The sequence below is a fragment of the Streptomyces nodosus genome (assembly GCF_008704995.1).
Classification (GTDB): Bacteria; Actinomycetota; Actinomycetes; order Streptomycetales; family Streptomycetaceae; genus Streptomyces; species Streptomyces nodosus.
The window spans coordinates 3658370-3677455 of sequence record NZ_CP023747.1 but is presented as its reverse complement, the minus strand read 5'-3'; the positions used below and the strand labels follow the sequence as shown (position 1 = coordinate 3677455).

Sequence of the window (19086 nt, the reverse complement as noted above, 5' to 3'; positions counted from 1 at the left end):
GGGGGAGTGTCTCCCGTGCCCGGGGATCCGGGGGCGGCGCGGTCCGCCGACGGAAGATCAGTGGTCGCCCGGTTGCTGAGGCAGCGAGGGCGCAGGCTGAGGCTGCTTGGTCTGCTCCGGATGGACCGGCCGCTGGGCCATCGACTGCGCGGTGTTCGAGACGGCCTTGATGCCGAGATAGGCGGTGGTTAATCCGCTCATGGCGGTGAAGGCCGCGGTGAGCACGCCGATCATCACCGACTTGTCGCCGTCCAGGCGCCATACGCCGAAGATCGCGACGCCGGAGATCACCAGGTTGCTGACGATCACCGCGAGCAGGCCGTAGCGGGCCCGGTCCTTCTCCAGCTGGGCGCCCTGCACGGCCCCGGTCCTGTCCTGACTCATGATCCCCCCGTCACACGATCATCCGACCGGCCGAACGTAGCGTCCCGGAGGGGACATGCCAAGACGGCGCGGAGGGTGGGGCGTTGTGTGTCAGCGGGCTCGCAACTGGGCTATCCGGGAGTCGACCTGGTCCCGGTCGTAGCCGCGCCGGACGATGTCGAACTGAGGCGGGTCGCCCGGATCCGTTCCCCCGGCGAGTCGCGCGAAGTATTCGTCGACCTGCACGCGGTCGTAACCGCGTCGCGTCAGCTCGAACCACTCGACTTCGTCTCCCATGGATACCTCCTGGTCTGGAAGGGCCTGGCGGGGCCTGGGCGGACAGCGCACACCACCGTATGAGCAGTCCCCTGCCGTACGGGCGGCCACATCCCCTTGATGTGCCTTGCCATCCCGCCGAACGGACTCCAGTGTCTTTCCCTCGCCATCCAGCGGACAAGGAGACCGCCCGGCAGGCGAAGGCCACTGGCTTTGCCGGATCCGAGCAGTTTCGGCATGGAATCGCTCGAGGCGGCCGCGATCGCCGAGGCCAAGGTGGCCAAGGGGTCGAAGATACGAAAACACCCTCTCCGAAAGATCTCGGAGAGGGTGTTTGCCCTGATAGGGCTCTTGTGGCTGGGGCCGGGGTCGAACCGGCGACCTTCCGCTTTTCAGGCGGACGCTCGTACCAACTGAGCTACCCAGCCACGAGGTTTCACGTGAAACCTCAGCGGTCCTGACGGGATTTGAACCCGCGGCCTCCACCTTGACAGGGTGGCGAGCACTCCAAACTGCTCCACAGGACCAAGCTTTGTGTACGACAGTGTCGCACAGGGTGGTGCGTGCCCCCAACGGGATTCGAACCCGTGCTACCGCCTTGAAAGGGCGGCGTCCTAGGCCGCTAGACGATGAGGGCTATCGGCCCGCCTGGGCGCCTTCCGGCGCCTCGGGGACGTGAGAAGCATATGGGATGGGGGGAGGGTTCGCCAAAACGGTTTAAGGCGTGGTCGGCACGGGGGTCCCGCGGGAACCGCTCGGGTCGGCTCCGGGGCGGGTCGAGGGCGTGGCGGCCGACGGTGTGGCCCCGGGCGTGGCGCCGGTGCCCGGCCGGTTGTCCTCCACCAGATGGCGGGCTACTTCCGCCGTGGTCCGACCCAGCCCGCCGAGCCTGATCTCGTCCCAGGCCTGGAGGCGACGGGTGTCCCGGTCCAGATAGAGGACCGAGGTCTCGATGGGGTCAGGGTCGGGGCGCTCGACCGCGCGCAGCCCGCTGCCGCCGGTGGAGCCCTCGATGCGCAGCCGGGTGCCGTACTTCATGATCTCCGTCGCCTCATGGTGCACATGGCCGGCCAGGACCAGGGGCACCTCTCCGTCCGTCTCGCGTGCGGCCACCGGCTCATGGGCGATCGCGATGTCGACGGGGGTGCCGGCGGCCTTCTGGTCGCGCAGTGCGGCGGCCAGGCGCGCCCCCGCCAGTTCCTCGGCCCGGTCGCCGCCCGGTGCGACCGAGCGGTCCGGGGTGAACTGGGGATCGCCGGTCCCGGCGAAGCGCAGGCCCGCGATCGTGACCGCACGGCCGTCGTCCAGCACATGGACGTTCTTCATCCGCTCCAGATAACGCTGGGTGGTGCGGGAGTCATGGTTGCCGCGGACCCAGACATAGGGGGCGCCCAGGTCGGCGATGGGATCCAGGAAGCCGTTCTCCGCCGCCGTGCCGTGGTCCATGGTGTCGCCCGAGTCGACGATCACATCGATCCGGTACTGCTCGACCAGCGAGGCGATGATCTTCCAGCTCGCCGGGTTGAGGTGGATGTCGGAGACATGCAGGACCCGGATCGTCGTGGGATCGGGTTCGTACGCCGGGAGCGTGGACGTCACGTCGTACAGCTTGGTCACATTGGTCACCAGGCGCGCCAACTCCTTCTGGTAGACGTCGAACTCGGTGACGATGTTGCGCGCGTTGCCGACCAGCGAGGGCGCGGAGGAGAGCAGACCGGAGAACTTCGGTTCAAGCACCGACTTGGGGTTCCAGGTGGCGTAGGCCGTGCCCCCGGAGACGGCGAGGAGGGCGAGCGCCAGTCCGCCGGCGGCGAGAGCACGGCGCGGGCGGCGGTAGACGGCCAGCGCGAGCCCGGTGGCGCCCAGCACGACGGCCACGCAGGAGCGCACGGCGAGGTCGAGCGTGCCGTGCGCCACATCGTGGGCGATCTCCTGCTGGAGACCCGAGATCCGCTCGGGGTGGTCGACCAGGGCCTGGGCACGGACCGGGTCGAGCTGGTCGACGGTGACATCGAGGCGGACGGGGGCCTCATGGCTGTTCAGCCGCAGGTCCCCGAGCGGGGAGACATTGATCTTCGTGCCGCCGGTGAGGGAGGGGCGCAGGGCCATGGTGGTGTCCATGGGGCCCACCGGAACCCGCACGTCGCCCACGGCCAGCAGGCCGAGCCAGGCCCCCAGGAGCACGACGGCGGCCATACCCAGGGTGCGGAGCCAGGAGCGGGGCGTCGGGACGAGTTCGGCGGCCGGCCGGGGGCGGAGCGCGCGGTAGCGCCGGGCGAGCGTCGCGGACGCCCGGCGTATGTGGTGCGGAGCGGCGACGGGGACGCGGGCCATTGGTCCCGTATGCCCAGTTCCCCGGCGGATATGCGGGCCGGTCGGCGCTGCCCGGACTCCGGGGCCGTGTCGGACAATGGCCCTGTGCTGGAGATGACGCGCGAGGAGTTCGAGGAACTGGTCGCCGAGGCGCTCGACCGGATCCCGCCGGAGCTGACGCGGCTGATGGACAACGTGGCGGTGTTCGTCGAGGACGAGCCGCCCGCGGACGACCCCGAGCTGCTCGGGCTGTACGAGGGGACACCGCTGACCGACCGCGGGGAGTGGTACGCGGGGGTGCTGCCGGACCGGATCACGATCTACCGGGGGCCGACCCTGCGCATGTGCGCATCGCGGGAGGACGTGGTGGCGGAGACCGAGGTGACGGTGGTGCACGAGATCGCGCATCACTTCGGGATCGACGACGACCGGTTGCACGCACTCGGGTACGGGTGAGGCCCGGACGGTCCGTGCGGGCGCTCGGGACGATGAGTTCTCGGCGTGTCGGGACGTTCTCCTCGTGGGTGCGTGTCCTCTCGCGGGCGGCGGGAGTTGGGCAGGGGGACTTCTCGAACCTTCCCCGGCTCCCGGCCTCGTTCGAGCGGAAGAGACCCCTATCGGAGGTGGCTGCCCGTGCGCGCCTGTCCTGTAGCCGTCCGTCTGGCCGCCACGGCGATGGCCGTCGTCGCGGCCGCCGGTTGTATGAGCGTCGGTGACGACGCGGGCCGTCCCGCCCCGTCGCACTCGGCGGGGCGGCACGGCGGCGACGCGCCGGACCGGTTCCCGGCCGGGGGCGGAACCGGGGGACGGGGCGGAGCGGGCGTGAAGGGCGGCTCGTCCGAGAAGGGCGAGTCGGGGTCGGGGGCTTCTTCCTCGCCCTCCGCGGCGGAGTCCCGGCCGGGTGCCCCGGGCGAGGGCGGCGGGCCGAGTGCCAAGGGGACGTCGAAGAGCGGCGAAGGAGACGGCAAGGGCGCCCCGCCGGCGCCGCCGAACGGGGAGCCGAGCGCCCCGGAGACACCGGCGGATTCGTCGCCCACCGGCGAGCCGGAGCAGCCGTCGCAGTCGACCCCGCCGACCACCGAACAGCCCCCCGCGACGCACGAGCAGACCACACGGCTGTGCGGGAACCGGCGCCCCGGTCCTGGGCACCGGCGGTGTGGCCGTCCGGCCGTGTGGTGAGGCTCACCCGTCAGGCCCGGGGCTGGGTTTGCGTTCGGCGGGGGCGGGTGCGTATGGTGGTAGATCGTTTGATCCCATTTGCCCGGCGCCTACCTGACGCGCCGCGTGTGGCGCGTACTCTCCCTTGCCGTGGCCGGACCGCATTGAGGCGGTCGATTGCGACTTCACGGATGTTTGGGCGCGTGCCGTGAACTCCGGAAGGTTCGCATTTCGCATGTCTGTTGCCAGCACCGACCACATTGTCCTGCCCGAGGGCGCCGAAGCAGCCGAAGGCGCTGAAGGCCCCGAGAGCACCGACACCACTCACGAGATCACATTCGCCGACCTCGGTCTGCCCGAGGGCATCGTCCGCAAGCTCGCGCAGAACGGCGTCACCGCCCCCTTCCCGATCCAGGCGGCGACCATCCCGGACGCCCTGACCGGCAAGGACATCCTCGGCCGCGGCCGTACGGGTTCGGGCAAGACGCTCTCCTTCGGTCTGCCGACCCTCGCCACGCTGGCGGGCGGGCACACCGAGAAGAAGAAGCCGCGGGCCGTGATCCTCACCCCGACCCGTGAGCTGGCCATGCAGGTCGCGGACGCGCTGCAGCCCTACGGCGATGTGCTGGGCCTGAAGATGAAGGTCGTCTGCGGCGGCACCTCGATGGGCAACCAGATCTACGCCCTCGAGCGCGGCGTGGACATCCTGGTCGCCACGCCCGGCCGGCTGCGCGACATCATCAACCGCGGTGCCTGCTCCCTCGAGAACGTGCAGATCACCGTGCTCGACGAGGCCGACCAGATGTCCGACCTGGGCTTCCTGCCCGAGGTCACCGAGCTGCTCGACCAGGTGCCGGCCGGCGGCCAGCGCATGCTCTTCTCCGCGACCATGGAGAACGAGATCCAGACGCTCGTCGACCGCTATCTGAACGAGCCGGTGAGCCACGAGGTCGACGCCGCCCAGGGCGCCGTGACGACCATGTCGCACCACATCCTGATCGTGAAGCCCAAGGACAAGGCCCCGGTCACCACCGCCATCGCCTCCCGCAAGGGACGGACCATCATCTTCGTCCGCACCCAGCTCGGCGCCGACCGTGTCGCCGAGCAGCTGCGCGACTCCGGGGCGAAGGCGGACGCACTGCACGGCGGCATGACGCAGGGCGCACGCACCCGGACGCTGGCCGACTTCAAGGACGGCTATGTGAACGTCCTCGTCGCCACGGACGTCGCGGCCCGCGGCATCCATGTCGACGGGATCGACCTCGTCCTCAATGTGGACCCCGCCGGTGACCACAAGGACTATCTGCACCGCGCCGGGCGTACGGCCCGCGCCGGCCGTACAGGCACCGTGGTCTCCCTCGCTCTGCCGCACCAGCGGCGCCAGATCTTCCGGCTGATGGAGGACGCGGGCGTCGACGCCTCGCGCCACATCATCCAGGGCGGGGCCGCCTTCGACCCCGAGGTCGCGGACATCACCGGGGCCCGGTCCATGACCGAGGTCCAGGCCGAGTCCGCCGGGAACGCCGCGCAGCAGGCCGAGCGTGAGGTCGCCCAGCTCACCAAGCAGTTGGAGCGGGCCACGCGGCGCGCGGCGGAACTGCGCGACGAGGCCGACCGGCTGGTCGTCCGCGCCGCGCGGGAGCGTGGCGAGGACCCGGAGACGGCGATCGCGGCCGCCTCCGCCGAGGCGGAGCAGGCCGTGGAGACGCCGGGCGCCGAGATCTCCGTCCCGGAGCAGCCGACCGCCGAGGACGTCGAGCGCGCCGAGCGCGGGGAACCGCGTGAGGAGCGCACGGCCGGTTCGTCCTCGTACGAGCGTCGTGACCGCCGGGACGACCGTGGTGGCTTCGGCCGGGACCGTGACCGTCGTGACGGTGAGCGTGGTTTCGACCGTCGTGATGGTGACCGTGGTGGTCGTTCGTTCGAGCGTCGTGACGACCGCGGTGGCTTCCGTCGTGACGGTGACCGCGATCGTCGCCCCTTCGACCGTGACCGCCGGGACGACCGTGGTGGCTTCGGCCGGGACCGTGACCGTCGTGACGGTGAGCGTGGTTTCGACCGTCGTGACGGTGACCGTGGTGGTCGTTCGTTCGAGCGTCGTGACGACCGCGGTGGCTTCCGTCGTGACGGTGACCGTGACCGTCGCCCCTTCGACCGCGACCGTCGTGACGGTGAGCGTGGTTTCGACCGTCGTGACGGTGACCGTGGTGGTCGTTCGTTCGAGCGTCGTGACGACCGGGGCGGCTTCCGTCGTGACGGTGACCGTGACCGTCGCCCCTTCGACCGCGACCGCCGCGAGGGCGAGCGCAGTGGACACCGGGGCAGTGACCGCCCGTTCAACCGTGACCGCCAGGGCGACCGCCCCGGCTTCCGCTCCGGCGCCCATGACCGCCCGTACGGCCGTCGTGACGACCACCGCGGCACCGGCGGCTTCGGCCGCCGCGAGGACAAGCCGCGCTGGAAGCGCAACGGCTGACGCCGGCTGAACCGATTCCGGAAGGGCCCGTACGACCACCGTCGTACGGGCCCTTCCGCATCCCGCCGCCACCGTGCCCTCCGCGACTCCTCCGGCGGACTCCGAGGGGATCTTCTGACCGGAACGGCCACTCGATCACACCCGATCACGTCACACTTCCGGCCGGGCTCCCCCGATACCCGATCGGACACGGCACGTCCTCCCGCTATGCTCGGGTAGGCAACATCGCCTGGGCCCTTAGCTCAATTGGCAGAGCAGTGGACTTTTAATCCATTGGTTGTGGGTTCGAGTCCCACAGGGCCTACCGGACCCCTCGGGGTCGGGACCCCCGCTGACCTGGTCAGACGGGGGTTCTGTCGTTTGCGGGACCGGCGCGGCGGCCGGATTTTCGGGCGAGGTGGCCACCAAGCGGTCACGCTGGCCCGCTGCTGGCCCGTCCGGCGCGGTCCTGCGGGCGCGCGGTACGAGGGCCGAGGCGCGCTCGGCGGCATCCCGCCCGACGCCTCCGAGCAAGTGCGAGTAGGTGTCGGGCGTGATCGCGATGGAGGAGTGGCCGAGGCGCTTCGAGACCACCGCCTCGGGGACCCCGGCGGCCAGCGAGGCCGAGCAGGACGAGGCGGACCGGCACGTGGCACGTCCGCGCCGAGGCCGTGGCCGCCGACGCGCTCGCTCTGGCCGAGCAGGACGACCCGGAGGATCTGGCGGCGAAGTTGAGGGCCGCGGTCGACGCGCTCGCCGCCCTGTACGCCATGGTCGCCGCCCGATACGCCGCATCCGCGAGATGCGTGACCGGGTCGACCAGATCCGGCGCGAGGCCGAGCACGCCGGCATCCCCGGCCGTGACGTGCGGACTCGCTACGGCGTCGGGCGGAGCAGCCGCAGCGACGAAGTGGCCGTGGCGGTAGGGAAGACCAGGCCGACGACCGTATGGGGCGTGTCCGCTGCGGATGCGGTGGCCGCCGCAGTCGCCCTGGCGATGCCGACCGGCGACCCGTACGCGGTGAAGGCCACCGAGCAGGCGTGCGCGCGCATGACGTCCCGAATGGACCGGATGCGCGCCAGGATCCCCGCCATCGGTGCGGAGTTCACCGTGCCGTGACTGGCGAGCAGCACAAGCATTAGGCCGACGAGCAGCCCGCGTTCCGCGTGTTCCGGCCTCCGGCCTCCCTCGCCGAGGCGCGACACCTCACCACGTGGGAGTGGTATCGGATCGCCACTGAGTGGCCCGATGACTACGAATGCCTCATCGGCCGCCCCCGTACCCGAGCCTGACCGGCCCCGGCGCTCCCACCGCCGGGGCGGCTGCCAGACCGTGGACAAGCCGCATCGCAGGAAGCCTCATCCTCTGCGGGTGGCCTGCGCGGTAGGCCTCCCCGGCGGCGCATCCTGCATTCGAGGCGCTTGCTGGAGTAGGCCCCGGAGCCCGGCTGACAGTGCCCACACCAGGAGGGGAAATGCCGCTACCCGCTCCATGCCTCCCATCCCGAGTCCGAGATAGCGGTGGGAGAGAAAGAGCCCGAAGGCTGTGATCGCTATTACTCCCAGCAGACCAGTCGCCCAGCGCAGCGGACCTGGCGCAGTGTCCGCCAGGCCGACTCCCGCTAGCAGAAGACCGATGTTGCCCATTGCCATGATGAGCAAAGCTCCCAGGACGTGCTGGTTCTCGTAGACGTCCGCAGGTGCCAGCCCGGCCAATGCGAATCCCATGCCGGCACAGGCCAGCAGGCACCGGGTCACGACTGCGGTCGCGCCTCTGCGCCACAGAGCACCGGTGAAGGCGACGCCGACAACGAGGAGCGTTCCTAGAGCGATGAACGAGGCGTTCATCAGGCCGTGCTCGGGCGAGCAAATGTAGCGTGGCTCGGGGTCCGACTGCATAGCGCAGTGTGCATTACCTAAGTCACTGATGTTGTTCCGCGCCCAGCTGTACGGCCTTGCCCAGGCCGACTCGACGATTCCGTGAACGGCGAAGAACTGCACCACACCTGCGACCCACGCGGCATATCCGATCCGAGTCTTCAACTAGTCACCTTCTCTCTCTTGGTTCACGCGCGGACAGCAGATCACGCACGGCTGGCCTCAGACACGCCGACGATCCCCCGGGCACGAGGTAGGGCAGCCCCTACGTACAGCCGGCCTCAGGGGGTTCACGGAACTGCGGGCAGAGCCCTGAAATCGGCCAGGGCCGCTTGTCGCCTGACTCTGTCCGGCGTTCAACGGGGTGAGGAGCGTCAACGAACACAGCGCGTGTTTCCGGTCGGGGCCACCGGCTCGTGGAGTGTGCGGGCCGTGTCGGACGGCCGAGCGCGTCCACGGGGCCCCGAAAGCAGCCGTCTACGCTCTCGGCATGCAGCGCAGTGATGTCACGCGGGACGACGGCACGTGGGTGGGCCTGTCCCTGGACGTACAGGACCGCCACCAGCCGGGGCTGTGCGTGTTCAGTGCCGGGCCGCGACTGCTGGTCTCCCGGCTGTCGCGGCCTGTGTTGCTCGCCGTTGTCGACGAGCAACTCGAGGGTGTGGATTTCTGGCGCACCGACGAGTACCGCTCCTTCGTCCCGCCGTTGCGCGCCGATGTGGGCCGCGCCCTGGCGGGCAGCCCGGAACGGTGGGCTCACCGCTTTGCGCAGTACCTCATCGACTCGCCGGACAGCCCGTTGCACGAAGGCCGGTGGCTGCTCTCGCGCGAGAGTCCGCTTCGACGCTGGCGCCACGCCGACACTTCGCATGCCGAACACTGGAGCTCGATGCTCGTCGACGGTCATCCGGACGGATACATCGACTGGTTCTTCCATTCTCATTCGTGGGAGGTCCTTCCGCTGCGGCCGATGCCCGATGCCGACGACAGCCGAGTCAAGGCGTACCGCAAACAGGCCCGTGAAGGGACACTCCCACCTGTCCTGTTGTGGTGGGTCAGTGGCCTGGACTGCCATCTGATCCTGGACGGTCACGCGCGGCTCGCCGCGGCGATCGCCGAATCCGTCGACCCTCCGCTGCTGCAGTTGCACCGCACGGTGCCGCGCGATGACCTGGCCGCGCGCATCAATGAGGCCGTAGGCTTCTACGAGAACGAATTGGCACGCTTCGCCGAACTCCGCGCCGTCCACGGCCCCACCGTCCCCGACGGCGCCGCCACCGCCGGCCCACAGCTCGTGCGCCTCCTCCACGACCTGAACACCGCGGAACAGCCGACCTGGGCCTGGCCCCTGCCCGGAGGGGAGGGCCAGTGGCGTCGCATCGCACGTGAGGTGACAGCCGGCCAGGACTGGCCCTGAGTCCTGCCGAATCCCTCCCGCCAACCGTTGCGTCCGGGCGTACCGCCGCACCGCCAGGGGCGCGCACACCGCGATGAAGGGGCGCCTCTCCCAGGCACGTGCTCTCGTGCGTGCGTACGCGGGCTCTGGCGCAAGCTGCCCTCAGCAGGCGATCCGCGGCCGAGTTGGTCCGCCGCTGGACCCGGCTGGCTATCAGGCGACGTGAAGAGATCCACCGAGCAGGCCTGGGGTCACCGCCGAGCAGGAGATGGCCGATGTCACACCGTGAACCCGTCGGGGGTCGTCAGATCCAGCCTCGGCGGCGGGCCAGGTGGGCTGCTGCGTGGCGGTTCTCGGCGCCCAGTTTGGTGGTCGCGGCGGAGAGGTAGTTGCGTACGGTGCCCGGGGCCAGGGCCGCGCGGTCGGCGATCTCCTCGATCGGGGCGCCGTCGGCGGCCAGGGCGAGTACGTCGGTCTCGCGGGGGGTGAGCGGGGAGTCGCCCGCGCTGATGGCGTCCGAGGCGAGGTCGGGGTCGATATGGCGGCCGCCCAGGTGCACGGTTCTGATGATCGTGGCGAGTTGTTCCGCGGAGGTGGTCTTGGCCACGAAGCCCCGGACGCCGTGGCTGAGGGCGCGCTTGAGATGTCCCGGCAGGCCGTGGCTGGTGACGATGAGGGACCTGCAGTCCGGCAGGGCGCGGGAGAGTTCCCGGGCCACCTCGATCCCGTCCTTGCCCGGCATCTGAAGGTCGAGCACCGCCACATCCGGCGCCTGGTGCAGCGCCATGGCGACGGCCTCGGGCCCGGTGGCGGCCTCGGCGACGATGGTCAGGTCCTCCTCGAAGGACAACAGCGCGGCGAGGGCACCACGGATGAGGTGCTCGTCGTCGGCGAGGAGAACGCGGATCATCGGAAGGCCCCCTTCGGCGGGTTCACGCCTTTGACCCTAAGGTGCTCCGGCGCGGGGGCGGCCGGGCGGCCGTCAGGGGCGACGGTCATGACAAACCGCACTGTCGCCCTCGGCACACGGGCGGAACGCTGGACACATGGACAGCGAGGATCTGGTGATCGAGGCCCGGGGACTGCGCAGACGCTATGGCGCACAGCGGGGCGCCGGCTTCGAGGCGGTACGAGGCATCGACCTCTCCGTGGCGCGCGGCGAGTTGTTCGCGCTGCTGGGGACCAACGGGGCGGGGAAGACATCCACGGTGGAACTTCTGGAGGGTCTTGCCGCCCCGGCGGAGGGCCGGGTCCGGGTGCTGGGCCGTGATCCCTACCGGGAACGGCACCGGGTGCGGCCGCGGATCGGCGTCATGCTGCAGGAAGGCGGATTTCCCGGTGAGTTGACCGTGAGGGAGACCCTGCGGATGTGGGCCGGGTGCGTGTCCGGGGCGCGTCCGCCGGCGGAGGCGCTGGAGTTGGTGGGACTGGGCGGACGGGCCGGCGTACGGGTCAAGCATCTGTCCGGCGGCGAACGGCGCCGGCTCGACCTGGCGTCGGCCCTGCTCGGCCGGCCCGAGGTGCTCTTTCTGGACGAGCCGACCACGGGCATGGACCCCGAGGGCCGCCAGGAGACCTGGCGACTGGTCCGGAGCCTGCAAAGGGACGGTACGACCGTCGTGTTGACCACGCACTATCTGGACGAGGCCGAACAGCTGGCCGACCGGATCGCGATCATGCACCAAGGGCGGATCATCATCGGGGGAACGCCCGCGGAGGTGACCGCGGCGAGGCCGTCACGCATCCGCTTCGTGCTGTCCGGCGAGGGTGCCGCGGACCGGCTTCCCCCTTCGGTGACCTCGACGGCGACCGTGACCGTGACCGGCGACAGGGTCGAGGTGCGCACCCCGCGGCTGCAGCAGACCCTCACCGAACTCCTGCTGTGGGCGCGACGGCAGGAGATCGAGCTGACCGGCCTGGACGCGCGGTCGGCGTCTTTGGAGGAGGCGTTCCTGGAGATCGCCCGGGACCGCACTGAGCGGGAAGGAGCCGCCGCGTGAACACGATGACCGTGGCGCGGATGCGCGCGCTGGGCCGGGCCGAACTCACGCTGCTGCTGCGGGCGAAGTCCGCGCTGTTCACGGGGGCCGCCGCGCCCGTACTGCTCACGGTCGGGCTGTGGTCCGCGGTCGGGGAGATGGATCTGGCCGGGACGGGACTGTCGCCCGGGACGATCATGCTTCCGGGCGCGGTGGGGTTCATGCTGCTGTTCACCGTGTACAGCAATCTCGTCGGCGTCTATGTCGCCCGGCGTGAGGAGTTGGTGCTCAAGCGGCTGCGCACCGGTGAGGCGACGGACCCGGAGATCCTGGTGGGCTCGGCACTGCCCGCCGCCGTCCTCACCGTGCTGCAGGTCCTGGTGCTGGTGGTGGCGGGCCCGACGCTGCTGCGGGTGCCGATGCCGTCCCGGCCGGATCTGCTGGCCGCCGGAGTGCTGCTGGGGCTGGTCATGACGGCGGCGATGGCGGCTGTCTCGTCGGCGACGACCAGGTCCGTCGAGGCCGCGCAGGTGACGCCGCTGCCCGTGATGCTGGTGTCCTTGATGGGATCGGGGATGTTCATCCCCCTGGATGTGATGCCGGACCGGGTGGCGGAGGTGTGCCGACTCCTTCCGCTGTCCCCGGTGATGGAGCTCGTCCGGGGCGGCTGGGCGGGAGGCCAGGAGGCGGCGGTGACCCTGCGCTCCCTGGCGCTCGCGGCGGTCTGGACGGGACTGATGCTGCTGGCCGCGCGGCGCTGGTTCCGCTGGGAACGCCGGGGATGAGCCGCTACGAGGGAGGCCTCGACCCCTGGAGCAGGGCGCTGGGCTGGTGGGGCGACAAGGGCGCCTCGGCACGGGTCGAGCTGTACACGCGGTGGACCTTCCACTGTGTGGCCCTGATCCAGTTGCTCGCCGTCGCCGGCCCGGTCGCGCTGTCCGACGGACCCGGAGCCCCCCGGGCAGTGCTGGCGACGCTGCTCGCCCTGCACTCCGGGCTCACCGCGCTGGCGTGCTCCCGTGCGCTGGGCTCCCTCCTGGACCACCGGGAACCGCCGATGCGACTGGTCGCCGCGCATATGGCGCTCTCCGGACTGGTCGTCGTGGTCGCGGTGACGCTGGCGCGGGCCGGCACGGACCCGGCGCAGAGATCCATGGCCGTCGCCGTGGCGCTGGGGCCGGTGATCTTCGGTCCGATGGCGCCGGCGCTCGTCGCCCGCCCCGGACGGGTCGCCCAGCTGGTGCTCTCCTTCTCGGTGGCGCTGGTGCTGCTGATGTCCGTTTTGTCGTTGCCCTGGCAGCAGACGGTCGTCCTGGGCATGGCCTCGCTGGGGGGAGGGCTGCTCATGGCGTTCTCCAGCCGGTTCTCCGTATGGCTGCTGGCTGTGGTCCTGGAGCTGGAGAGCGCACGGGTGACCCAGGCCCGGCTGGCGGTGGCCGAGGAACGGCTGCGGATCGGCAGGGACCTGCACGATGTGATGGGAAGAAACCTGACGGTGATTGCCCTCAAGGGCGAGCTGGCCGTGCAGTTGGCGCGGCGCGGCTCACCGGCCGCCGTGGCGCAGATGGTCGAGGTGCAGCGCATCGCCCGTGACTCCCACCGTGAGATACGGGAGGTGGTCCGCGGTTACCGGGTGGCGGATCTGCATGCCGAACTGATCGGTGCCGGCGAGGTGTTGCGGGCCGCCGGTATCGACTGCGGCATCAAGGACGGCTGTGTCGACGTGCTGCCGGAGGCCACCGCGGCGCAGCTCGGCTGGGTGATCCGGGAGGGGACCACCAATGTGCTGCGCCATGCGGACGCCGATCGGTGCACGATCCGGCTGCGGCAGGTCGCCGCGGCCGGGGGACGGGTGTGGGAGCTGGTCATGGAGAACAACGGGGCGAGGCCCGGGCAGGGGGCGGGGCAGGACGGCTCGGGGCCGGCGGGGTCGGCGGTGCGCGAGGGCTCCGGGCTGGCCGGGCTGAGGGAGCGGCTCGCGGGCCAGGGGGGCGTTCTCCGCGCGGAGAGACAACCCCGCGGAGTCTTCCGGCTGACGGTACGCATTCCCGTGACGCCGACGGAGACGGCGGGGGCTTCCGCGGCACCGGCCACGCCGGTGGAAGCGTCCGTGACGCCGGTCGCGAGCCCCCCTGCGCCGGTGGAAGCCCCGGCGACATCGCCCGCGGTGGAAGCTCGGCCCGCACCGGTCGCCGCCGCCCGAGCCACCGTGACCGAGGGGACGACGGGCACGACCGGTTCCGGCGCTTCCTCGCGGCCTTCGGGGGCGGGCCTCCTGCGGGTGCTCGGAGGATCCCTGGCCTCCTGGGTCGCACGCCGGCCGCTCCGGGAGGCCGGCAACGGGAAGCACCTGCTGGCCCATTCCTCGGACACCCGGCAGATGATCACGGTTCTGGCCGTGCTGGAGATCGTCGCGGCCTTCCTGGTGTCCCTGATGATCCCGCCGGTGCTGCGCCCGTACCACGCCGTGTTCGAGGTCCTGCTGGTCCTCACCGCTCTCGGTGCGGTGGCCGCGACGGCACGGCACCCGCACCTGGTCTCGGATGCGCAGGTGGTCCTGCGTACGGGTCTGCTGGGCGAACTGGTGCTTCCCCGCGGGGCCGTCCGGTCCGCGTCCCGGGTGCTGCGGACCGTCCCCGGCCGAGGGCTGCGCCCCGTGGCCGGGGACGCCCGTGCGGTGGCCTGCTCGGTGGGCGGCACGGTCGACGTCTGTCTGCGGCTCGATCCGCCGGTCGCCGTGGACCTCGGGGAGTCCGGGGTCGTGGCGGCCGGCACGGTCTACACCTCCGTCGATTCGCCGGAGGCGTTTCTGCGCGCCCTGCGGATGAGCGATGTGCCCCGCCCGGCGCCGCACGCGGTGGACGAGCGGCCGTGACACCGGTGTCGTTATGGTTCAAAAGTTGAACCGTCGACCCCCTGGAGCGCACCCCCATGGCCCACCCCTATGTCCTGTTGTCCGCCGCCGTCTCCCTCGACGGTTTCCTGGACGACACCGGACCCGAGCGGCTTCTGCTGTCCGGACCGGGGGACTTCGACCGGGTCGACGAGGTGCGGGCGGGCTGCGACGCGATCCTCGTCGGCGCGGGCACCCTGCGCACCGACAACCCCCGCCTCCTGGTGAACTCGGCCGAGCGGCGCGCGAACCGCGTCGCCGCCGGGCTGCCGGAGTACCCCCTGAAGGTGACGGTCAGCGCCTCCGGGAACCTCGACCCGGACGCCCGCTTCTGGCACACGGGCGGCGCCAAGACCGTCTACACCACCGACCGGGGCGCCGAGCGGCTGCGCGGACGGCTGCCCGGGGAGGTGGCGGTGGTCGCCCTCGGCCCCGAGGTGGAGTGGCGGGCCGTGCTCGCTCATCTCGGGGACGTCGAGGGCGTACGGCGGCTGATGGTCGAGGGCGGCGGCCAGGTGCACACCCAGCTGCTGCGGCAGGGGCTGGCGGACGAACTGCAGCTCGCGGTCGCACCGCTGTTCGTGGGGGAGGCGGAGGCGCCGCGGATGTTCGGGCCCGGGGCGTATCCGCCGGGGCGGATGCGGCTGCTGGAGACGCGGCCGGTGGGGGACGTCGTACTGATGCGGTATGTGCCGGTGGCCCCCGGCACCGGGCGTCTCGCCTCCGCCGCGGACCGGCGGTGGCTGGCCGAGGCATGCGAGCTCGCGGCCCTGTGCCCCCCGTCCCGGACGGCCTTCAGCGTGGGGGCGGTGATCGTGGCCGCCGACGGCACGGAACTGGCACGGGCGTACTCCCGGGAGGGCGGTGACCCCGTGGTCCACGCGGAGGAGGCGGCGCTGGCGAAGCTGGACCCGGCGGATCCGCGGCTGGCCGCCGCCACGGTCTACAGCAGCCTGGAACCGTGCGCCCGCCGTGCGTCCCGGCCCGCACCGTGCGCCCGGCTGATCCTGGAGGCCGGGGTGCGGCGGGTGGTGACGGCCTGGCGCGAGCCGGACACCTTTGTGACGGCGGCCGACGGCAGCGGTGTGCTGGCGTCCGAGGGGGTGGAGGTGGTCGTTCTGCCGGAGTACGAGGAACGCGCGAAGGCCCCGAACGCCCATCTGTCGCCCCCGCCCGGCCGCTCCTGAGGCGTCGGCTCCGCGGACCGCTGAAACCACCGGAAGCCACGGGAAACCGCCGGTGAAGGACCGCACACAGCAATCCGTGCGCGATGTGTCCCCCGCATGGCGTACACTGGTTTCACCGACGCGGGGTGGAGCAGCTCGGTAGCTCGCTGGGCTCATAACCCAGAGGTCGCAGGTTCAAATCCTGTCCCCGCTACTGAAGGCCGAGGGCCGGAATCCGACAGGGTTCCGGCCCTCGGCCTTTTCGCCGTGCTTCCCCGTCTGCGCCGGTCGGCCCACAGCGGTCGCCCTCCGTCCTGCTTGCGGCAAGACTGGACCTGTGGGGCAGCACGGAGGCGCGTGGTGGCCCGGGAAGCCGCATGGCCGGGACCAGGAGATGTCCGGACCAGGCAGCGCACCGGTCCGCAAGGGGCCGGAGAGGTCCGAGGGACTGCACCGGGGCTCGTACGACAGTTCGCACGACGGCACCGGTGCCCAGGGGCTGTACGGCGATGGGCGTCCCGGAGGTCGCGGCCGTAGCCCCGGCCGTGTCCGACACCCCGAACCCGACCGTGACCGCCCCGGAGACCGGCTCCCGGGCGGTCATGTGCCCGGTTCCGAGGCCGGGACCGCGGACGGTGCTTCGCCGCCGGGCGGAAGGACTCCCTCCCGGCGGTTCTCGCTCGCGCATGGGTTCGTACGAGCCCTGCCCATGCTGCTGATCGTCGCCGGAGTCTGCTACGACCTCCTCACCCCACCCGCCAACACCGCGGGCCCCCTCTTCACCGCCGCCGCGCTGGTCGCGGCGCCCCTCTACTCCCTGCGCGGCACCGTGCTCACCGGCGCGGCGGCCGTCGGCTCCGTCGTCGGGATCCATTTCGCGATCGGCAGGCTCCAGCAGACGGAGGAGATCACCGAGGCGGTCACCGTCTTCACCGCGGCCGTGCTGTCCGTGCTCATCAATGTGCTCGTCCGCCGCAATGTCGCGCGCCTCGCCTCGGCCCGCGAGATCGCCGGGGCGGCCCAGCGCGCCGTGCTGCCCGAGCCCGCCGCGCGGATCGACGGGCTCGACATCGCCGCCCGGTACGAGGCGGCGCAGGCCGACGCCTTCATCGGCGGCGACCTGTACGCCGTCCAGGAGTGCGCGCAGGGCGTCCGGCTGCTGGTCGGGGACGTACGGGGGAAGGGGATGGGGGCGGTGGCCGCCGTCGCCGTGGTGGTCGGTGCCTTCCGGGAGGCCGTCGAGCACGAGTCGAGGCCGGAGGCTGTGACCCGGCGCCTCGAGCGGGCGCTGATGCGCGAGCGCACTCTGCGCGGCGGGCTCGAGGAGGCCGAGGGGTTCGTCACCGCGGTCATCGCGGAGATCGCGCGCTGCGGGGTCGTCCGGATCGTCAACCGGGGCCATCCCGCCCCGCTGCTGCTGCTCCCCGACGGCACCCTGCGCACCCTGGAGACCCGGGAGCCCGCGCTGCCGCTCGGCCTGGGCGAGCTCGGAGACGGCCCCGGACGCGCCGAGGAGTGGGACTTCCCGCCCGGGGCGATGCTGCTTCTCTACACGGACGGCCTCTCGGAGGCGAGGGACGAGCACGGGGAGTTCTACGACCCGGCCGTCCGCCTCGCGGGCCGGGTCTTCGCCGGGCCCGGCGCACTGCTGGCCACCGTCACAGCGGAGGTCGCCCAGCACACCGGAGGCCGGGCCGTGGACGACATGGCGCTGCTGGCGGTACGCCGGCGGGCCGTTCCTTGATCGTTGTCACCAGGAGTGCATGAGCGGTCCCGCTACGCATAACAACTGACACACTGTCAACTTCCGAGTGGCGCAAGAGGTGTGGTCAACTCGCCCGTTTTCCATCGGTCATGCCGGGAAAGTCCTGGCCGAAAGTGCGATGGATCTCGGGGAACGGGTTGGAATCCCGGGCTCGCGTCTATTAACGTTCGATAACGCAGCGCGGTCGTCCCAGCCGTCACAAGAGGCGGCGCCGTGCGCATGTGCCGAATCCTGCAAGGGAGCCGGGGAACCACCGTCTTGGGGTGAATCGCACGGATGCCGCCGTGGAGACACGGTCGGCTACGCGCGTAGGAGACCTTCCTCTCCGAACCCGTCAGCTAACCCGGCAGGCGAGACGGAAGGAAAGGAGTGCGCCCACGTGGCGTCCAACCGGCCTGCCCAGAGCTCCTCGCTCACCACGGACGGAACGCAGCCGTTCGCCTTCACCCCCCGAGCCGACGACGGCCCCTGGGAGGAGTGGAACCCCACCGAGGAGTCCGTCCGCCCGGTCCGCGGCAAGCACCGGGTGGCCAAGCAGCGCGGGGGCGGGCTCGCTCGGAGTTCCACCGTGCTCGGCGTCGGTGTGATGGCCGCCGTCGGCGCGGGCGGCATGGCCACCGCACAGAGCGGCAAGCCGCCGGTGTCCATATCCATGCCGGACATCGCCTCGCTCACCCACAGCGCCAAGACGTTCATCGTCGAGGACACCGGTGCCGAGGAGCCCCAGGGTTCCGCCACCGCGCTCAGCACCGTGGGTCTGACCACCGCCGACGCCGAGGCGGGCTCTCAGGACGCGGGCGAGGCACTGCGCGCCCGGATCATGCAGCAGGCCGAGTCCCAGCAGGACCGGGTCGCGCTCGAGGCCGCGAAGGCGGCGGAGGACGCCGCGGCCAAGAAGGCCTCCGAGGCGGCGGCCAAGGCGCAGGACGACGCCAAGGCCAAGGCCGCCGCCGAGAAGAAGAAGGCCGAGGAAGAGGCCGCGCAGAAGGCCGAGGAGAAGCGGCTCGCCGAGCTCGCCAAGCAGTACGCGCTGCCGACCTCGTCCTACACCCTGACCTCCCGCTTCGGTGACGCCGGCGCCCTGTGGTCCTCCGGCTACCACACCGGCCTCGACTTCGCCGCCCCCACGGGCACGCTCATCAAAGCCGTCCACAGCGGCACCATCACGGAGGCGGGCTGGGCCGGGGCGTACGGCTACCGCACCATCCTGACCCTCGACGACGGCACCGAGCTGTGGTTCTGCCACCAGTCGTCGATCAGCGTCAGCGTGGGACAGCAGGTGTCCACCGGCGATGTCATCGGCCGGGTGGGCGCCACCGGCAATGTGACCGGACCCCATCTGCACCTGGAGCTCCACACCCCCGGCGGCGACACCATCGACCCGATGGCCTGGCTGCGGAGCAAGGGCCTCACCCCCTGACGGACGCTTTTCCCCGACCCCGGC

15 protein-coding genes, 5 tRNA genes and 1 riboswitch are annotated in these 19086 nt (G+C 71.4%); of the genes, 12 read left to right on the top strand and 8 right to left on the bottom strand.

The features are described from left to right. Window positions 1–57: 57 nt before the first annotated feature. The 6 genes from CP978_RS16610 to CP978_RS16585 form a co-directional block, all read right to left on the bottom strand. On the bottom strand, window positions 58–384 hold the full coding sequence (locus CP978_RS16610; protein WP_052454149.1) for a hypothetical protein: 327 nt from the start codon (window positions 382–384) through the stop codon (window positions 58–60). 90 nt (window positions 385–474) lie between these two features. Then, window positions 475–660, bottom strand: a complete 186-nt coding sequence (locus tag CP978_RS16605) for a hypothetical protein (protein WP_043441713.1) — start codon at window positions 658–660, stop codon at window positions 475–477. A gap of 333 nt (window positions 661–993) precedes the next feature. Beyond that, window positions 994–1067, bottom strand: a tRNA-Phe gene (locus CP978_RS16600). Window positions 1068–1091: 24 nt separating this feature from the next. Then, a tRNA-Asp gene (locus CP978_RS16595) sits at window positions 1092–1166 on the bottom strand. Window positions 1167–1203: 37 nt separating this feature from the next. Further along, window positions 1204–1276, bottom strand: a tRNA-Glu gene (locus CP978_RS16590). Window positions 1277–1356: 80 nt separating this feature from the next. Then, the gene (locus CP978_RS16585; RefSeq protein ID WP_043441711.1) at window positions 1357–2973 is read right to left on the bottom strand and encodes a metallophosphoesterase family protein; all 1617 of its coding nucleotides are present in this window, start codon (window positions 2971–2973) and stop codon (window positions 1357–1359) included. 84 nt (window positions 2974–3057) lie between these two features. Here CP978_RS16585 and CP978_RS16580 point away from each other — a divergent pair, with 84 nt between their 5' ends. The 4 genes from CP978_RS16580 to CP978_RS16560 all read left to right on the top strand — a co-directional run bounded on the left by CP978_RS16580 (window position 3058) and on the right by CP978_RS16560 (window position 7685). Beyond that, the gene (locus CP978_RS16580; protein WP_043441709.1) at window positions 3058–3408 is read left to right on the top strand and encodes a metallopeptidase family protein; all 351 of its coding nucleotides are present in this window, start codon (window positions 3058–3060) and stop codon (window positions 3406–3408) included. Between the two features lie 937 nt (window positions 3409–4345). Further along, window positions 4346–6586, top strand: a complete 2241-nt coding sequence (locus CP978_RS16570; protein ID WP_150478236.1) for a DEAD/DEAH box helicase — start codon at window positions 4346–4348, stop codon at window positions 6584–6586. Window positions 6587–6817: 231 nt separating this feature from the next. Further along, a tRNA-Lys gene (locus tag CP978_RS16565) sits at window positions 6818–6890 on the top strand. 477 nt (window positions 6891–7367) lie between these two features. Continuing rightward, on the top strand, window positions 7368–7685 hold the full coding sequence (locus CP978_RS16560; RefSeq protein WP_043441707.1) for a hypothetical protein: 318 nt from the start codon (window positions 7368–7370) through the stop codon (window positions 7683–7685). Window positions 7686–7924: 239 nt separating this feature from the next. On the opposite strand, the gene CP978_RS16555 is transcribed toward CP978_RS16560, so the two are convergent. Further along, on the bottom strand, window positions 7925–8608 hold the full coding sequence (locus CP978_RS16555) for a DUF998 domain-containing protein (RefSeq protein WP_079162177.1): 684 nt from the start codon (window positions 8606–8608) through the stop codon (window positions 7925–7927). A gap of 364 nt (window positions 8609–8972) precedes the next feature. On the opposite strand from CP978_RS16555, the gene CP978_RS16550 reads away from it, so the two are divergent. Next, the gene (locus tag CP978_RS16550) at window positions 8973–9860 is read left to right on the top strand and encodes a hypothetical protein (RefSeq protein ID WP_227745390.1); all 888 of its coding nucleotides are present in this window, start codon (window positions 8973–8975) and stop codon (window positions 9858–9860) included. Window positions 9861–10143: 283 nt separating this feature from the next. On the opposite strand, the gene CP978_RS16545 is transcribed toward CP978_RS16550, so the two are convergent. Further along, the gene (locus CP978_RS16545) at window positions 10144–10749 is read right to left on the bottom strand and encodes a response regulator transcription factor (RefSeq protein ID WP_043441701.1); all 606 of its coding nucleotides are present in this window, start codon (window positions 10747–10749) and stop codon (window positions 10144–10146) included. 136 nt (window positions 10750–10885) lie between these two features. Between CP978_RS16545 and CP978_RS16540 the strand changes: the two genes are divergently transcribed. From CP978_RS16540 to CP978_RS16510, 7 genes are all read left to right on the top strand, one after another. Then, entirely contained in the window at window positions 10886–11839 is a 954-nt protein-coding gene (locus CP978_RS16540; RefSeq protein WP_043441698.1) for an ABC transporter ATP-binding protein, read from the top strand. Between the two features lie 5 nt (window positions 11840–11844). Then, window positions 11845–12603 (top strand): ABC transporter permease, encoded by a 759-nt coding sequence (locus tag CP978_RS16535; RefSeq protein ID WP_043448763.1) that lies wholly within the window; start codon window positions 11845–11847, stop codon window positions 12601–12603. After that, the gene (locus CP978_RS16530) at window positions 12600–14693 is read left to right on the top strand and encodes a sensor histidine kinase (protein ID WP_052454147.1); all 2094 of its coding nucleotides are present in this window, start codon (window positions 12600–12602) and stop codon (window positions 14691–14693) included. The genes CP978_RS16535 and CP978_RS16530 overlap by 4 nt, the downstream gene beginning before the upstream one ends. Window positions 14694–14749: 56 nt before the next feature. Continuing rightward, complete coding sequence (locus tag CP978_RS16525) at window positions 14750–15898, top strand: dihydrofolate reductase family protein (RefSeq protein WP_043441695.1); 1149 nt, start codon at window positions 14750–14752, stop codon at window positions 15896–15898. Between the two features lie 119 nt (window positions 15899–16017). After that, window positions 16018–16091 (top strand) — tRNA-Met (locus CP978_RS16520). A 495-nt stretch (window positions 16092–16586) separates the two neighbouring features. Next, window positions 16587–17621: a PP2C family protein-serine/threonine phosphatase gene (locus CP978_RS16515; protein ID WP_043441692.1), complete on the top strand. Its 1035-nt coding sequence runs from the start codon at window positions 16587–16589 to the stop codon at window positions 17619–17621. Window positions 17622–17854: 233 nt separating this feature from the next. Then, window positions 17855–18010, top strand: a riboswitch (cyclic di-AMP (ydaO/yuaA leader). Between the two features lie 11 nt (window positions 18011–18021). After that, entirely contained in the window at window positions 18022–19062 is a 1041-nt protein-coding gene (locus CP978_RS16510; RefSeq protein ID WP_043441690.1) for a M23 family metallopeptidase, read from the top strand. Window positions 19063–19086 lie beyond the last annotated feature (24 nt).

What these genes read in the sequence shown, in the direction of transcription:
- CP978_RS16585 (WP_043441711.1), bottom strand. Translation starts at nt 2,973, where the DNA reads ATGGCCCGCGTCCCCGTCGCCGCTCCGCACCACATACGCCGGGCGTCC.
- CP978_RS16570 (WP_150478236.1), top strand. Translation starts at nt 4,346, where the DNA reads ATGTCTGTTGCCAGCACCGACCACATTGTCCTGCCCGAGGGCGCCGAA.
- CP978_RS16540 (WP_043441698.1), top strand. Translation starts at nt 10,886, where the DNA reads ATGGACAGCGAGGATCTGGTGATCGAGGCCCGGGGACTGCGCAGACGC.
- CP978_RS16525 (WP_043441695.1), top strand. Translation starts at nt 14,750, where the DNA reads ATGGCCCACCCCTATGTCCTGTTGTCCGCCGCCGTCTCCCTCGACGGT.
- CP978_RS16560 (WP_043441707.1), top strand. Translation starts at nt 7,368, where the DNA reads ATGCGTGACCGGGTCGACCAGATCCGGCGCGAGGCCGAGCACGCCGGC.
- CP978_RS16605 (WP_043441713.1), bottom strand. Translation starts at nt 660, where the DNA reads ATGGGAGACGAAGTCGAGTGGTTCGAGCTGACGCGACGCGGTTACGAC.
- CP978_RS16545 (WP_043441701.1), bottom strand. Translation starts at nt 10,749, where the DNA reads ATGATCCGCGTTCTCCTCGCCGACGACGAGCACCTCATCCGTGGTGCC.
- CP978_RS16515 (WP_043441692.1), top strand. Translation starts at nt 16,587, where the DNA reads ATGCTGCTGATCGTCGCCGGAGTCTGCTACGACCTCCTCACCCCACCC.
- CP978_RS16530 (WP_052454147.1), top strand. Translation starts at nt 12,600, where the DNA reads ATGAGCCGCTACGAGGGAGGCCTCGACCCCTGGAGCAGGGCGCTGGGC.
- CP978_RS16610 (WP_052454149.1), bottom strand. Translation starts at nt 384, where the DNA reads ATGAGTCAGGACAGGACCGGGGCCGTGCAGGGCGCCCAGCTGGAGAAG.
- CP978_RS16535 (WP_043448763.1), top strand. Translation starts at nt 11,845, where the DNA reads ATGACCGTGGCGCGGATGCGCGCGCTGGGCCGGGCCGAACTCACGCTG.